The following is a 14,416-nucleotide window of genomic DNA, read 5'->3' as shown; positions in this document are numbered from 1 at the left end:
CCCGCGTCACGAGGACGCGGCGACCGACGGGGCCGGCAGCCCGGCCGGCTCGGCCTGCCCCGCGGGGAACGACGTCCGCAGGGTGAACGCGTAGGCGGTGGGCCCGTGTTCACGCAGGTGCAGGAGGCGCGTCTCGGCCTCCTGCACGGTCGGACGGTGGCCCGCCGGGACCCACCACAGGGCCGTGACCGCCTCCTGGAGCCGCTCGAACCACTCACGGCGGCGGGCCAGCATCTCCCGGTGCCGCCCCTGGTACATGAACGCGGTCAGGGCGTCGGTGTCCCGCCACGACGTCAGGTTGACGATGAGCCAGTCGTCGCCGAGGACGGGGACGTCCGTCGCGTTGCCCGAGTCGTCCTGCAGCCGCCAGACGAACCCCGGAGCCTCGTCCGCGGCGGCGTTCACCGGATCGAGGGCGTCCACGAAGTCCTTCAACTGGGGTGAGTCCAGAGGTGCCTTGAGACGGGCGATGTTGACCTGCGCCAGTTCGTAGAGGGTCGGGTGCGAGGGTTCGTACGCGGCTGAATCGGTCATGTACCGAACGTTAGGTCGGCCTCCGGGGCACCTGCCAGACCCGTCTCACGCACTGGGCGCCGAACCCGCCGCGCCGCGCACGAGGCCCATGTGCCAGTCGCCGCCCCGCCCCGCACCCGCCCCCCTCACGAGTCGAGCACGGCCTTCATCACGGCCCGGGCGATCGGCGCCGCGTCCCCGCCCCCGCTGATGTCACCGCGCCGGGCCGCCGCGTCCTCCACGACCACCGCCACCGCCACCGCCGGCTGCATCTCGTCGGCCGCCTGCGCCCAGGACACGAACCAGGCGTACGGCGTACCGGAGTTGCCGATGCCGTGCTGGGCGGTGCCCGTTTTCCCGCCGACCGTGGCCCCCGGGATCGCGGCGTTCGCACCCGTGCCCTTCTCCACCACGTCCGTCATCATCTGCCGCAGCTTCACCGCCGTCGACGGCCGCATCGCCTGGCGCACGGACCTCGTGCCCTTCGTCCGCACCGTCGTGCCCGCCTCGGTCGTCGTCCGCTCCACCAGATACGGCGCCCTGACCGAGCCACCGCCCGCCACCGCCGCCGAGATCATCGCCATCTGCAGCGGAGTCGCCCGCGTGTCGAACTGCCCGATGGACGACAGCGCCAGCTGCGCCCGGTCCAGCTCCGTGTCGAAATTGCTCGGCGCCACCGCGAACGGGATCCGCAGCCCCCGGTCGTTGAAGCCGAAGCCCGTCACCGCCCGCGTCATGTCCTCCAGGCCCACGTCCACGCCCAGCTTCGCGAACACCGTGTTGCAGGACCACTCGAAGGCAAAGCGCAGCGAGGCGTCCTCGCAGCCCTTCACCTCGTTCGTCAGCCGGGTCGTCGTCCCCGGCAGCGTGTACGGGTCCGGGGACTTCGTCCGCGCGTCCACGTCCGTCACCGTGCCGGAGTCCAGCGCCGCCGCCGCCGTCACCACCTTGAACGTCGAACCCGGCGGATACGTCTGGCGGATGGCCCGGTTCAGCATCGGCTTCGCCTCGTCGCCGTTCAGCCGGGCCCACGCCCGCCTCGCCCGCGCACCCGTGCCCGACAGCCGCCCCGGGTCGTACGACGGCGCCGAGACCAGCGCGAGGATCCGGCCGGTGGACGGCTCGATCGCGGCCACCGCGCCCCGGCGCCCGCCCAGGCCCGCAAACGCCGCCCGCTGCGCCGCCGCGTGGATCGTCGTGACCACCGCGCCGCCGGGACTGCGGGAGCGCGTGAAGTCGTTCCACAGCGGCAGCGGCGCCAGCATCGGATCGGCGCCCGACAGCACCCCGTCCTCCGCGTTCTCCAGCAACGAGGTCCCGTACATCTGCGAGGCGTACCCGGTCACCGGCGCGTACAGCGGCCCGTCCCGGTAGGTCCGCTCGTACCGCAGCTGCTCACCCGTGTCCTTGGACCCGGTGACCGCACTGCCGCCGACCACGATGTCCCCGCGGGGCTGTCCGTAACGCGCGATCGTGGCACGGCGGTTGGCCGGGTTGCCGTCGTACGACGGAGCCTGGACGAGCTGCACGCGCACGGCGTTCACCAGCAGGGCGACGAACAGCACGGCGCACAGGGCCGCCGCTCTGCGGATGTATCTCGTCACGGCGCCGCCGTCCCGTCGTACTGGCTGCGCGCCGAATCACTGATCCGGATGAGCAGCGCCACGATGATCCAGTTGGTGACGACCGAGGAGCCGCCCTGGGCGAGGAACGGCATCGCCATCCCGGTCAGCGGGATCAGCCCGGTCACCCCGCCCGCGATCACGAACACCTGCAACGCCAGGATCGAGGCCAGACCGATCGCCAGCAGCCGCCCGAAGGGGTCGCGCAGCGCGAGTCCCGCACGGTAACCGCGCTCCACCAGCAGCGCGTACAGCAGGAAGATCCCGCACAGCCCGACCAGCCCCAGCTCCTCGCCCGCCGTCGCCAGGATGAAGTCCGACTTGGCGGCGAAGCCGATGAGGATCGAGTGGCCGAGCCCGAGACCGGTGCCCGTCACCCCGCCCGCCGCGAACGCGAAGAGGGACTGGGCGAGTTGGTTCGGACCCTGGCCCGCGTCGATCGACGCGAACGGGTGCAGCCAGTCCTCCACCCTGCTGTGCACGTGCGGCTCCAGCCGGCCGACGGCGACCGCGCCGACCACCGCGAGCAGCAGGCCCACCGCGATCCACCCGGTGCGGCCCGTGGCCACGTACAGCAGGATCACGAAGAGGCCGAAGAAGAGCAGCGAGGTGCCGAGGTCCCGTTCCAGGACCAGGACACCGACGCTCAGCAGCCAGATGGCGACGATCGGGCCGAGCACCCGCCCCGTCGGCAGCTGGAGGCGGGTGAACCGCCAGACCTGCCGGCCCGAGTACGCGAGCGCGTGCCGGTTCGCCGCCAGGTAGCCGGCGAAGAACACCGCGAGCAGGACCTTCGCGAACTCGCCCGGCTGGAAGGAGAATCCGGCCACCCTGATCCAGATCCGGGCCCCGTTCACCGACGGGAAGAAGATCGGCAGGGTGAGCAGGGCGAGCGCGGCGACCACGCAGACGTAGGTGTAGCGCTGGAGCACCCGGTGGTCCCGCAGCACCACGACGGCCACGGTGAAGAACGCGACACCGAGCGTGGACCAGACGAGTTGCGTGGTGGCCGCCTGGTCGCGCGGCGTCTCCAGGTCGAGCCGGTAGATCAGCACCAGGCCCAGCCCGTTGAGCAGCACCGCGATCGGCAGCAGCACCGGATCGGCGTACGGCGCCCGCAGCCGCACCGCGACATGCGCCAGCAGCGCGAGCACGCCGAGCCCGGCGCCGTATCCGGCGGCGCCGGGCGGGACGGTGCCGTGCTGCGCGAGACCCACGGCGCAGTAGCCGTACACCGACAGCAGGACGGCGACCACGATCAGGGAGAACTCGACGCCACGGCGCCGGGGCAGCCGTACGGCGGAGGGGGGCGGATCCGCTGCCACGGTCGTTCCGGCCTCGATCATGTCCGGAACGTAGCAAGCGGGGGCCGTGATGTCCCGTTATGTCGCGAGAATCGGGCCAATGTGGTGGACCTCGGGTCGCGGCGCGGGACGCACGCTCAGCACCAGCGGGGGGCCGCGCCGATGTTGTCGATGTACTTCGCCGAGCCCCAGGCCCAGGTGCCGTCCGTCAGGAGGTACCAGAGGTTGTTCCCGCCGACCCACTCGCCCCGCGTCTTGCAGAAGATGTGGACGATCGCGCCGTACGGCTCGACCCGGATGACCGCGCTGCCGCGCGTCGGGGCGTCACGCAGCACCAGTCCGCCGTGCGCGGTGACCCTGCCCTTGTAGAGGCGGGCGCTGTGGTTGCCGTCGTGGTTCCAGTCGCGGCCGCTGTTGTTCCAGTTCTGGCCGCCTTCGTTCCAGCCCAGGGTGTCGTTGTACTCCTGGCTGCCGCTGAGCTGGCTCGCGCCGGAGTCGGCGTCCCAGTCGTCCGCGACGGCCGGCGAGGTCGTGGCGGCCAGGGTGACGAGGGCGCCGCCGGCGGCGGCTATGCCGAGGCGGGTGAGCGTGGACCGCAGGGTCATGGTGGCTCCTCCAGAAACGGGGCGAAGCTGACTATTCGCCACACTAGGAGCGGCGGTGACACCGCGCCCGTCACAGTGAGCCATCGGGGAGGTGCGGGGGGTTGCGGCGGGGGTGGGGATCGGGTCCCCGGGGTCGGCCGGGGCGGGGCTGGGCTCAGGTTGGCGGGGGTCGGCTTGGGGGCGGTTCCGAGCCGGCCGGGGGTGAGCCGTCTCCGGGTGGGTGGGGTCGGGCTGGACCCCACGGTCGGCCCGCGCCGACCAGGGCTCCGGCTCGGTCGGGGACGTTCAGAGACCCGGCTCGGTCGCGGACGGGCGCGGTGCCGGCTTGGGGGGTGATCCGGGGAGTGATCCGGGGAGTGATCCAGGGTCCGGCGGGTCCGTGTCCGGGAGAGCCGCCGGCGCCCGGGGCAGGATCAGCGTCGCGATCGCGCCGCCGTCCGGGGCGTTCGCGAAGGACAGCCGCGCGCCCAGCGCCTCGGCCTGGCCCGACGCGATCGTCAGCCCCAGCCCATGCCCCCGGGCACCCCCCTCCGTACGGAACCGCTGAGGGCCGTGCGCCACGAGATAGTCCGGGAACCCGTCACCGTGGTCCCGCACGGTCACCACCGGACCGTCGACGGTCAGCACGACCGGCGCCCGCCCGTGCTTATGCGCGTTCGCGACCAGATTGCCGAGCACCCGTTCGAGCCGGCGCCGGTCGGTCTCCACGCACACGTCCCGGACGACGCGGACCTCCGTACCCGACCCCCGCGCCACCCGCCCGGCCAGCGGCGCGAGCCATAGCGCGTCCAGGTCCAGCCGCTCGCCCCCGGTGTCCAGGCGGGAGATCTCCAGCAGGTCCTCGGTGAGCGTGCGCAGGGCGGCGACCCGGTCGCGCACCAGCTCCGTCGGACGCCCCGGGGGCAGCAGCTCCGCCGCCGCGTGCAGCCCCGTCAGCGGCGTGCGCAGCTCGTGCGCCACGTCCGCCGTGAACCGCTGCTCGCTCAGCAGCTTGCCCTGGAGCGTCGACGCCATCGTGTCCAGCGCCCCGGCGACCGCGGCCACCTCGTCCTGCCGCCGCGTCGGATCCTTCGTGCGCGGGTCGTCCACCCGCGCGTCCAGGTCGCCCGCGCTGATCCGCCGGGCCACCTGCGCCGTCCCGTGCAGCCGCCGGGTCACCCGCGTCACCGCGAACGCCCCCACCAGCAGCGTCGCCCCGATCGCCAGCGCCGAGGACCACACGATCGCCCTGTCCAGCGCGTCGATGGTGTGGGCGCCCTGCGCGTAGTCCACCCGGACGGCCAGCGCCCGCCCGCCGTCGGCCGGACCCGCCGCCCACATGGTGGGGCGCGGGTCGTGATCGCCGACCATCGTGCCGCGCCGCCCGCCCGCCGCCAGCGCCTTCAGCCGCGCGGGCAGCCCCGGGAGGTCCACTCCGGCGCCGGGCGGTAGCCGGTCCCCGGCCTCGTACGCCTCCGTCACCGCCGTGAGCCGGTCGAGCGCCTGCTCCCGCGCCTCGCCCACCGTGTGGTTGGTCACCGAGACGTGGACCAGCAGGCCGAGCAGTGCGGCGAGCGCACAGCACATCACCGTGATGAACGCGGCCGCCTTCCAGGTCAGCGTCGCCGTCCACCGCGGCAGGGCCGGTCTCACGAGGCGCTCTCGGACGGCACCGGCGACCTCGTCGGCCGCGGGGTCCCCACCCGCAGGATCTCGTCCCGGGTCGCCAGCATCGCGTGCTGGTGCCGGTCCCACGTCCACACCGTCCGGTACTCGTATCCCGGCAGTGTCGACGGCGAGCGGATGATCACGGCCCGGCCCGCCAGCTCGACGCCGGCCGTGCTGTCCGAGGTGCCCATGATCTGCACCAGCGCGTGCTTCACGAACGTGTACACCCGCACCGCCAGCTGGTTGCCGGGGAAGCGGATGCCGAGCACCATGTCGTCCTTCCCGTCGCCGGTGAGGTCCCGGTAGTACGCCCGCAGCACCGGGCACCTCGCGCCGCCCGCGCCCTTGCCGCCGCAGTCCTTCAGGCGGTCGGCCGTCTCGGCGTACAGGGCGTGCGGACCGGTGTACTCGTCCGGATGCGCCGCCACCTCCGCGCGCACGACGGCCAACGGGTCCACCCGGTGGATGTCGTCGCCCGGCGCCGTCACGCCCTCGACCGTCTCGGTGTCCGCCTCCCCGTAGTCGAGCGCGGGCGTCGAGGCGGGCGGCACCTCCGGCCAGAGCCGGGTCGGCCCGACGGCGGTCGGTGTCGCCCCGGCCCCGCGCAGGTCACCGGCGTCACCGCAGGCCGTGGCGGTGGCCAGGAGCAGGACGGTGAGCGCGGCGAGGGCGGCGGCGGTGCGGGGGCCCGCCGGGGTGGCTCGGCGGTGACCGTGGTGGTGGGGGTGGGGCTGGGGGCGGTGGTGTGGGCGGTCGGGTCTCACTGGGCTCCTGCGTGCGGGCCGGCCTCGCCCCGGCGGGTCGTCGGGCGGCGGAACCGGTCGCCGTCGCCCGGTACACCTTATTCACGTTATGTGCGTTCTTCGTGGGAAAGTTCCCTATGTCCGGCAGGAGGCAAGGGGCAAGGGTCGACGCCGGTGAGTGCCGACGCCGTCGGCTGCCCTCAGTTGTCTGCCCGGCGCCGACACCGGTGACGGCTCACGGAATGACGGCTCACCGGGTGACCCGTCACTCGGTCAGCTCCTCCAGGAGCCGGGCCGTCGCGAGACCCGCCCGCAGGTACTCCACGAACAGCTCGTTGTGCAGCGCCCAGGGCGAACGGCGGGAGCGGATGAGCCGGATCACGTCCTCGGGGGCGCGACCCGCGCGGACGAGGGCGTGCCCCACGACGAGCCCCGAGCGGTTGTAGCCGTGATAGCAGCGGACGAGCACCCGCCGGCCCTCGTCGACCGCCTCGGACGCGGTCTGCGCGAGGCGCATCACGCCCGCCAGCTGCGTACCGTCCAGGGGGCCGTCCGGGATCGGCCAGACGTGGTGCTCCACACCCGGGTCCGGGCCGTGCCCCGGAAGCCGCAGCAGCGTCAGGACCAGGTCGAACTCGTCGTGGACCACCGCGAACTCGTGCTGGCCCGAGCTCGCCCTGAACTCGTGGCCGCCCATCCACAGGCCCGGGACGATCTCGCTCCACGGGCTGCCCGGAACCGGAACGCCGGATTGCCTGCCGCGGGTCCGCAACGGTGCCTCCCCCTCACGGCCTGCGAGGCCTCAGGCCCTGCCAAGTCCTCCCAAAGGTAACCGGCTTCTTGCCCCTGGAGCACCCCTCCTGTTCCCATGGTCATGGGGTGATGGTGCATGAGCGGACTGCGCGTCATACCGACCTGGCGGCACGGCCAGGAGCGGCTGTACGTCTGCCACACGGACGGAAGGAACGTCGCCTGGTACGACAGGCAGACGGCCCGGGTGAACCTGCTCAGCGAGGACCGGCGCGAGGACGTGCTCGACGCGCTCGAGCCCTTCCTCACCGGGCCGGTGACGGTGGGACCGCCGCCCGTCCCGACGCCCGCCGAGCTCGCCCGGCTCACCCTGCACCCGGACGACGACCTGGCGCCCAACCGGCCGGGCGAGGCGCTGCTGATCGCCCTCGACCGTGACCCCGGGCCCCCGCACCGGCTGCGCGCCGATCCCCGGCGGCGGGCGCTGGCCACCGAGCAGGCGGTGGGGGAGGCACTGGACGGGCTGGAGGGTGCGGGGTGGCACACGCTGCACTCGGTGCCGCTCTCCGGGGGCGACCGCATCCACCACCTGGTCATCGGCCCCGGGGGACTGTTCTCCGTACGGACGCTGTACGCCCGCAAGCAACGGGTCCTGATCGCCGACCCGATGGTCACGGTCGGCCGCCGGGAGCCGTATCCGCTGCTCAGGGCGGTACGGGCGGAGGCGGACCGCGCGTCCTACGCCCTGACGGCCGAGGTCCACCCCGTACTGGTGGCGACCGGACCCACCGCCGTGACGGTCACCGCCGCGCTGCGCTCCGTCCGCGTCCTGCGGGACACGGACCTGCCGTCCTTGGCACGCCTGGGCGGCGTCCTGAAACCGGCGGACGTGGAAGCACTCCACGCGATGGCCCGGGACCGCCAGACGTGGTCACGGGTGTGATCTGACGGGGGCGTGGGTCCAGTGGGCGTCGGGGCGCTGGCCGTCCGGTGGGTGGGTCGGGTCCGTGCCGGTACATCCGGCCGTCGGTAGTTGTTGCCGGCCCCCGTTACCAGCGTTCCTCGGTCGGGTACGTCCCCGTCTCGACGGCCATTTGATGTACCGGCACGGCCCCTTCGGTTCCATGGCGGCTTGCGGTCCGTGGGCGGCTGAGCTGCGGGGCGCGGGCCCGGTGCTCAGGTGCCCGCCGGTGGGCGGCGAGGGGCGGTCGCCCGCTCCAGCTGCGGGCAATCGTGCCGCTGGGGCGGCACGGGTGGGCGCAGGCGGCAACCCGCTAGCGCCGGGCTCGCCGTCCCACCCCGACCTCAGCCCCAGGGCCGGGCGCTGGATGTAGGTGGGGGAGTGGGCTCCCGCGCGGCACCCCGAGGCGCCGGGCTCGCCGACCCACCCCGACGTTCACCGAGGTGCAGAGCGCTGGTGTACGCGGGGGAGTGGACCCACCTCGGCTTCAGCCATAGCGCCGGGCGCTGGATACGGGGGAGTGGACACCGAACGGCACCCCTGTAGGCCCCCCGGGCCGGCCCCTCCCGGACACGAAACACGGCGCCCGGCGCGGAGAGGCCGAGGGAACACCCGTAACCCCCCTCAAGGCATCTGACGCAACCCCGCGACAAGAAGCCCCACCAACCGCCGCGCGTCATAGCGCGCGTCACTGTCCGCCCCGATACAGAGATTCCCGACCCCGCGCATGAACTCGAGCGGCTGCACGTCGGACCGAATCTCCCCGGCCCCCGCCGCGGCCGCGAGCAACTCCCCACACACAGGCACGAGCCGATCGAGAAAGTACGAGTGGAGCGCCTCGAACCCGGCGCTGTCGGACTGCAGCACCGCGGCGAGCCCGTGCTTGGTGACGAGGAAGTCCACGAACCGGTCGATCCACAGACCCAGCGCGGCGTACGGGCTCGCGCTGTCGGCCAGGAGCGCCGGCCCCGCCTCCGCACAGGCCTCCACCTGGTGCCGGTAGACGGCGATGATGAGGTCGGCCCGGGTCGGGAAGTGCCGGTAGATCGTGCCGAGCCCGACCCCGGCCTCGGCGGCGATGTCCCGCACGGGCGCCTCCACGCCGGACCGCACGAACACCGCGGCGGCCGCGTCGAGCAAGGTCCCCTCGTTGCGCCGCGCGTCCCTCCGCTTGGACCGGGCGGGCCGCCCCGCGCCCTCGTCGCCGTCGCTCACCGCGCACTCCTCCCACTCTCGCGCTTGCTAAAGCGGAACGTTGTTCCGTATCGTTTCCGGAACGAGGTTCCGTTTGCTCATGATGGCAGAGCGCGCACCCGTCACCAAGTCACACCCGGCTCCGTAACCGAATGGAAGTACGGCCATGCCCGACTCGAACACCACCACCCTGTCGAACATCGTGGGACCGTCCACCACGGTCGTCTCCGCGAAGCCCGTGATCCTCCAGGCCCCCGACCGGGGTGAAGACCTCCAGGTCCGGGTGTCCGCCCCCGCGACCGGCGGCGACCTGCCCGTGATCGTCCTCTCGCACGGCTACGGCTCGTCGATGGACGGCTATGCCCCGCTGGCCGACTTCTGGGCCGCCCACGGCTTCGTCGTCCTCCAGCCCACCCACCTCGACTCCAGGACGCTCGGCATACCCGCCGACGACCCCCGTACGCCGCGCATGTGGCGCTTCCGGATCGAGGACGTACGGCGCGTCCTGGACGAACTCGACGTCCTGGAGGCCGCCGTACCGGGCCTCGGCGGCCGGATCGACCGCGGCCGTGTCGCCGTGGCCGGCCACTCCTGGGGAGCCCAGACGGTGAGCGCACTGCTGGGCGCGCGTGTCCTGGACGCCGAGGGTGTACCGGGGGAGGACATGTCCGACCCGCGGGTGACGGCGGGTGTGCTGCTCGCCTTGACCGGCAAGGGTGGCGATGACCTGTCCCCGTTCGCGGCCGAGCACTTCCCGTTCATGAACCCGTCCTTCGACGACATGAAGACACCGGCGCTGATCGTCGCGGGGGACCAGGACCGATCCGCGCTGACGACCAGGGGCCCCGACTGGTTCACCGACCCGTACTTCCTCAGCCCGGGCAGCAAGAGCCTGCTCACCCTCTTCGGGGCGGAGCACTCGCTGGGCGGTGTCTCCGGGTACGACGCGGCGGAGACGACGGACGCGAGCCCCGAACGCGTCGCCCTGCTCCAGCACCTCACCTGGGCCTACCTGCGCACGGCCCTGACCCCGGAGGACGACAGCTGGCAGCACGCGATCTCCGTACTGCAGACCACCCCGAACCCCCTGGGCCACTTGCAGAGCAAGTAGCCGCCAGGGCACCCGTATACGCACGCCCCTCGGCCCCCACGGCCCGCAGTCGCGATCCGGCGGAAGGGGCCGTGCCGGTACATCAAATGGCCGTCGAGACGGGGACGTACCCGACCGAGGAACGCTGGTAACGGGGGCCGGCAACAACTACCGACGGCCGGATGTACCGGCACGGCCCCGACCCACCCACCGGACGGCCAGCGCCGAACACCGTCGGCTCGAAGGCGCCGGAGGGGCTCACCTCCGCCCAGGGGCTCACCTCCGCCGAGGGCGCAGGACGGCCGAGGGCGCAGGACGGCCGGGGCCGCGTAGGCCCAGGGCTCACCCCGGGAGTGCCCGAGCGTGCCCCGGATCCAGGAGGGGCGCCAGCAGATCCCCGTACCGTTCGAGACGGGGCTCGATGTCCGCGGCCAGGAAGACCAGGTGGCCGGGATCGGTGCAGTCCGCGACCTCGTCCCACGTCACCGGCGTGGAGACGCTCGGCTCGGCTCGCGCCCGCAGGGTGTACGCGGTCGCGGTCGTCTTCCGGGCGGCGTTCTGGCTGAAGTCGACGAAGACCTTGCCGGGCCGCAGGCTCCGCGTCATCCGGTGGGTGACGCGCCCGGCGAGCGCCGCCTCCGCCTCCACGGCGAGCTTCTTCGCGTAGGCGGAGACGTCCTCGGACGGGGTCGGCTCGATGCCCGCGAGGAGATGCAGCCCCTTCGACCCGGACGTCTTCGCGTACGCCTCGATCCCGTCCGCCGCCAGCCGCTCCCGCAGCCACAGCGCGACCTCGCAGCACTCGACGACGGTCGCGGGCGCCCCGGGGTCGAGGTCGAAGACCATCCGGTCGGCGAGCCCGGGCGTCTCGATGCGCCACTGGTGCGTATGGAACTCCGTGACGAGGTTCGCGGCCCACATCAGGCTGGCCAGGTCCTGGACGATGACCATCCGGGCGGGCCCCTCCGAACGGGGGACCTCGGCCGTGGTGACCCAGCTGGGCGTACCGGGCGGCACGTTCTTGGCGAAGAACACCTGGCCGTCCGGGCCGTCCGGGTAGCGGAGGAAGGACAGTGGCCGGTCGTGGAGGTGTGCCAGCAGCGCGCCGGCGTTGGTGGCGTAGTAGTGCAGCAGCTCGCCCTTGGTGAAGCCGGTCGCCGGATACAGGACCTTCTCCAGGTTGCTCAGCGCGAGCCTTCGCCCCTCCACCTCGGTAATCGGCGTCATACGATGAGAATCCCACGAAACCAGGTGATAACGACCGGAAAGGTACGGCACGTGAGATCCATCTGGAACGGCGCCATCTCCTTCGGCCTGGTCAGCATCCCCATCAAGCTGGTGAACGCCACCGAGAACCACTCGATCTCGTTCCGCCAGATCCACCTGGAGGACGGCGGCCGCATCCGCTACCGCAAGGTCTGCGAACTGGAGGACCGAGAGGTCACGACGGACGAGATCGGCAAGGCGTACCAGGACGCCGACGGAACGATCATCCCCATCACCGACGACGACCTGGCCCAGCTCCCGATCCACACGGCTAAGACGATCGAGATCGTCGCCTTCGTGCCGGCGGAGCGGATCGACCCACTCCAGATGGACACGGCGTACTACCTCTCCGCGAACGGGGTCCCCGCCGCGAAGCCGTACACCCTGCTGCGCGAGGCGCTGAAACGCAGCAACAAGGTCGCCATCGCCAAGTTCGCCCTGCGCGGCCGGGAGCGCCTCGGCATGCTGCGGGTCGTGGACGACGTCATCGCCATGCACGGCATGCTCTGGCCGGACGAGATCCGCGAGCCGGAAGGGGTCGCCCCTGATTCCGGCGTCACCGTGCGCGACCAGGAACTGGACCTGGCCGACGCCCTGATGGACACCCTCGGCGAGGTCGAGCTCGAAGAGCTGCACGACGACTACCGCGAGGCGGTCGAGGAACTCATCGCCACCAAGGCCTCCGGCGGGGAGGCACCCAGCGTGCCGGCGGGCGAGAAGTCCGGCGGCAAGGTGCTCGACCTGATGGCGGCGCTGGAGAAGAGTGTGCGCGCCGCGAAGGAGTCCCGAGGCGAGGGCGCGGGGGAGGAGACCCCGGCAGGGGAGGACGCGGAGGTCACGCACCTCACCGAACGCAAGCGGCCGGCAAGGAAGACGGCGTCACGTAAGTCCGCCGGCACCGCCCCGAAGGACGTAGGCGGCAAGAAGTCGACGTCGACGGCGAAGAAGACCGCGGCGAAGAAGACGACGTCCGCGAAATCGACGTCTTCCAAGTCGACGGCGGCGAAGAAGACGGCGGAGAAGAAGGCGACGGCGGCCAAGAAGACGGCGTCGAAGAAGACGGCGGGGACTACGGCGAAGAAGGCGGCCAAGAAGACCACGCCCCGCAAACGCGCGTCAGCGTGACGCGGGAGCAGCGGGATGCGGGCGCCTCAACGAGCAGGTAACTCGGGAATCTTGGGAAGTACCCTCTCGGCGAGGGTGAGGAGAACACTGTCGTCCGGGAGGGCTCCGGACGCGCTGTACACGGAGATGTCGCAGTAGCCGCCCCGGTCTTCGCGGTCCAGAGCGACCGTCAGCGTCCGTGCCAAGGGGCCCTGTTCGACGGGTCCGCCGGACCCGCCGCTCCCGAGATCGATCTCGATCTTCATGGTGTGGTCCGAGGACAGGACCGCGGGCCGGCCGAGCACGTGGAGCGACTTGACGTCCGTCTCCGACCCGTACTTCATCAGCTTCACGTACTGGTCGACCGTCAGGTGGTTGTACGTGGCGGAGACGTTCACGGTGTACGTGTCGAACGTGACCGTGGCCTCCGGGAGGGCGACCTTCCCATCGGTGAGCGGAGCGGTGTTGTCGGTGCCGGAGGCACTGATGGCGATCTCTCCGGGCGTCCCGAGGGCCTTGGCCAGGCCGGGACGGTTGAGCGCCTCGCACAGCTGGTCACCGGTCACGGGCTTGGGCGTCCGCTTGAAGGCCTTCGGCAGCTCCTCCTGCTCCCCGTCCGAACACGAGGCGGGCTTTGGGGTGTTGTCGTTGGCCGGCATGAAGCGCGGGCCGGCCCAGACGGCGAGCGCGAGCACCCCGAACACGGCCACGGCGGCAACGGCCTGGCCCCACGCGTTGTGGTCCTTCTCCGGAGCCGCCGGACCGGGAAGCGTCGCGGCCGGCGCCGGCGCCGGGGCCGGGGCCGGGGCCGCCGCCGCGGCCGGGACCTGGGCCTGCGGCTGGACCTGAGCAGGCTCATCGACGACGGCGCCACCCGAGGCGACTGCCGGACCCGGCTTCCGGCGCGCGCGCAGAGCCCGGACCACCGTGTGGACGCGTACGGCGGTGAACACGAGGAACAGCGCGCCGAAACCGGCCGTGGCCAGATCGGGATCGCGGACGGCGAGATACACGAGCCGTACGCCGAGGACGGTCCCGCCTGCGATGAGCAACGGCTCACGAACCCAGAAGGGCAGAAGACGGAGAAGGAAACCGAGCATCCGCAGATCACATCAGCCCAAGATCACCCCCGCCATGACGGAAGCCACAGTTCCGCCCCCACGCTCCAACACGGGCACCCCGCCCCGCCCGCCGAAAGCCATCGCGATCCAAACCAAAGCAGCCGATACTCCGCCCCACGCCACACCCCGAGACGCGGACGCCCTTGCCAGGTCACGTGCGCTGAAGTGGTGCTTCAACGGCCGCTAGGTGATCTCGTTTTAGGGCTATGCGGTGAGTTCGGTGGGCATGACGGTGTCGGCGGTTTCCGACCCGATCGGGCGGAAGCCGGCATTGGCCAGGAGGCCGAGTCCCACACAGCGTGATCACTGACAAACGGCTACTTCCGGCGGCATCCGCCTGCACATACGCGAAGACCCCGGCCTCAGCGTTTCCGCTGGTGACGGGGTCTTTGGGCACCTTCTGCAAGGTGCCCCCGGCAGGATTCGAACCTGCGCACACGGCTCCGGAGGCCGCTTAGGTCCCAGGCAACGCAGCAGGTCAGAGCCCTGCACGTGG

The 14,416-nt window shown here is 72.1% G+C and carries 13 protein-coding genes and 1 tRNA gene; 3 read left to right on the top strand and 11 right to left on the bottom strand.

The annotated features are described in order from the left end of the window. Nucleotides 1-6 precede the first annotated feature (6 nt). From ACZ4VA_RS28890 to ACZ4VA_RS28860, 7 genes are all read right to left on the bottom strand, one after another. Nucleotides 7-534: a DUF3291 domain-containing protein gene (locus ACZ4VA_RS28890; RefSeq protein ID WP_468083021.1), complete on the bottom strand. Its 528-nt coding sequence runs from the start codon at nt 532-534 to the stop codon at nt 7-9. A 125-nt stretch (nt 535-659) separates the two neighbouring features. Next, nucleotides 660-2,117 (bottom strand): penicillin-binding transpeptidase domain-containing protein, encoded by a 1,458-nt coding sequence (locus ACZ4VA_RS28885; protein ID WP_355786170.1) that lies wholly within the window; start codon nt 2,115-2,117, stop codon nt 660-662. Continuing rightward, complete coding sequence (locus ACZ4VA_RS28880) at nt 2,114-3,481, bottom strand: FtsW/RodA/SpoVE family cell cycle protein (RefSeq protein WP_355786167.1); 1,368 nt, start codon at nt 3,479-3,481, stop codon at nt 2,114-2,116. The genes ACZ4VA_RS28885 and ACZ4VA_RS28880 overlap by 4 nt, the downstream gene beginning before the upstream one ends. A 95-nt stretch (nt 3,482-3,576) precedes the next feature. Then, nucleotides 3,577-4,044 carry an SH3 domain-containing protein gene (locus ACZ4VA_RS28875; RefSeq protein WP_355786164.1) on the bottom strand — a complete coding sequence of 156 codons (468 nt, stop codon included), beginning with the start codon at nt 4,042-4,044 and terminating at the stop codon, nt 3,577-3,579. Between the two features lie 285 nt (nt 4,045-4,329). Beyond that, entirely contained in the window at nt 4,330-5,676 is a 1,347-nt protein-coding gene (locus ACZ4VA_RS28870) for an ATP-binding protein (protein ID WP_468083018.1), read from the bottom strand. Further along, entirely contained in the window at nt 5,673-6,455 is a 783-nt protein-coding gene (locus tag ACZ4VA_RS28865; protein WP_389390471.1) for a hypothetical protein, read from the bottom strand. Before ACZ4VA_RS28865 ends, ACZ4VA_RS28870 begins: the two co-directional genes overlap by 4 nt. Nucleotides 6,456-6,699: 244 nt before the next feature. Beyond that, nucleotides 6,700-7,206 carry a protein-tyrosine phosphatase family protein gene (locus ACZ4VA_RS28860; RefSeq protein ID WP_355794956.1) on the bottom strand — a complete coding sequence of 169 codons (507 nt, stop codon included), beginning with the start codon at nt 7,204-7,206 and terminating at the stop codon, nt 6,700-6,702. A 117-nt stretch (nt 7,207-7,323) separates the two neighbouring features. Here ACZ4VA_RS28860 and ACZ4VA_RS28855 point away from each other — a divergent pair, with 117 nt between their 5' ends. Beyond that, the gene (locus ACZ4VA_RS28855) at nt 7,324-8,127 is read left to right on the top strand and encodes a nuclease-related domain-containing protein (RefSeq protein ID WP_468083016.1); all 804 of its coding nucleotides are present in this window, start codon (nt 7,324-7,326) and stop codon (nt 8,125-8,127) included. A gap of 642 nt (nt 8,128-8,769) precedes the next feature. Here the strand turns inward: ACZ4VA_RS28855 and ACZ4VA_RS28850 are convergent. Further along, nucleotides 8,770-9,360, bottom strand: a complete 591-nt coding sequence (locus ACZ4VA_RS28850) for a TetR/AcrR family transcriptional regulator (RefSeq protein ID WP_355779986.1) — start codon at nt 9,358-9,360, stop codon at nt 8,770-8,772. A 145-nt stretch (nt 9,361-9,505) separates the two neighbouring features. Here ACZ4VA_RS28850 and ACZ4VA_RS28845 point away from each other — a divergent pair, with 145 nt between their 5' ends. Further along, nucleotides 9,506-10,450: an alpha/beta hydrolase family protein gene (locus tag ACZ4VA_RS28845; protein WP_389390467.1), complete on the top strand. Its 945-nt coding sequence runs from the start codon at nt 9,506-9,508 to the stop codon at nt 10,448-10,450. A gap of 321 nt (nt 10,451-10,771) precedes the next feature. On the opposite strand, the gene ligD is transcribed toward ACZ4VA_RS28845, so the two are convergent. Further along, the gene (gene ligD, locus ACZ4VA_RS28840; protein ID WP_356169334.1) at nt 10,772-11,656 is read right to left on the bottom strand and encodes a non-homologous end-joining DNA ligase; all 885 of its coding nucleotides are present in this window, start codon (nt 11,654-11,656) and stop codon (nt 10,772-10,774) included. Between the two features lie 51 nt (nt 11,657-11,707). Between ligD and ku the strand changes: the two genes are divergently transcribed. After that, nucleotides 11,708-12,820, top strand: coding sequence for a non-homologous end joining protein Ku (gene ku, locus ACZ4VA_RS28835; protein ID WP_452919648.1), 1,113 nt, complete (start codon nt 11,708-11,710; stop codon nt 12,818-12,820). Nucleotides 12,821-12,846: 26 nt separating this feature from the next. Here the strand turns inward: ku and ACZ4VA_RS28830 are convergent, their stop codons facing one another. Together ACZ4VA_RS28830 and ACZ4VA_RS28825 are read right to left on the bottom strand one after the other, a co-directional pair. Next, nucleotides 12,847-13,899 carry a DUF6215 domain-containing protein gene (locus ACZ4VA_RS28830; protein WP_468083013.1) on the bottom strand — a complete coding sequence of 351 codons (1,053 nt, stop codon included), beginning with the start codon at nt 13,897-13,899 and terminating at the stop codon, nt 12,847-12,849. A 429-nt stretch (nt 13,900-14,328) separates the two neighbouring features. Further along, nucleotides 14,329-14,387, bottom strand: a tRNA-Ser gene (locus ACZ4VA_RS28825). Nucleotides 14,388-14,416: the final 29 nt, after the last annotated feature.

This window comes from Streptomyces sp. NPDC028308 (assembly GCF_055565855.1).
The sequence above is the reverse complement of the archived record's forward strand: the minus strand, read 5'-3'. Positions and strand labels throughout refer to the sequence as shown.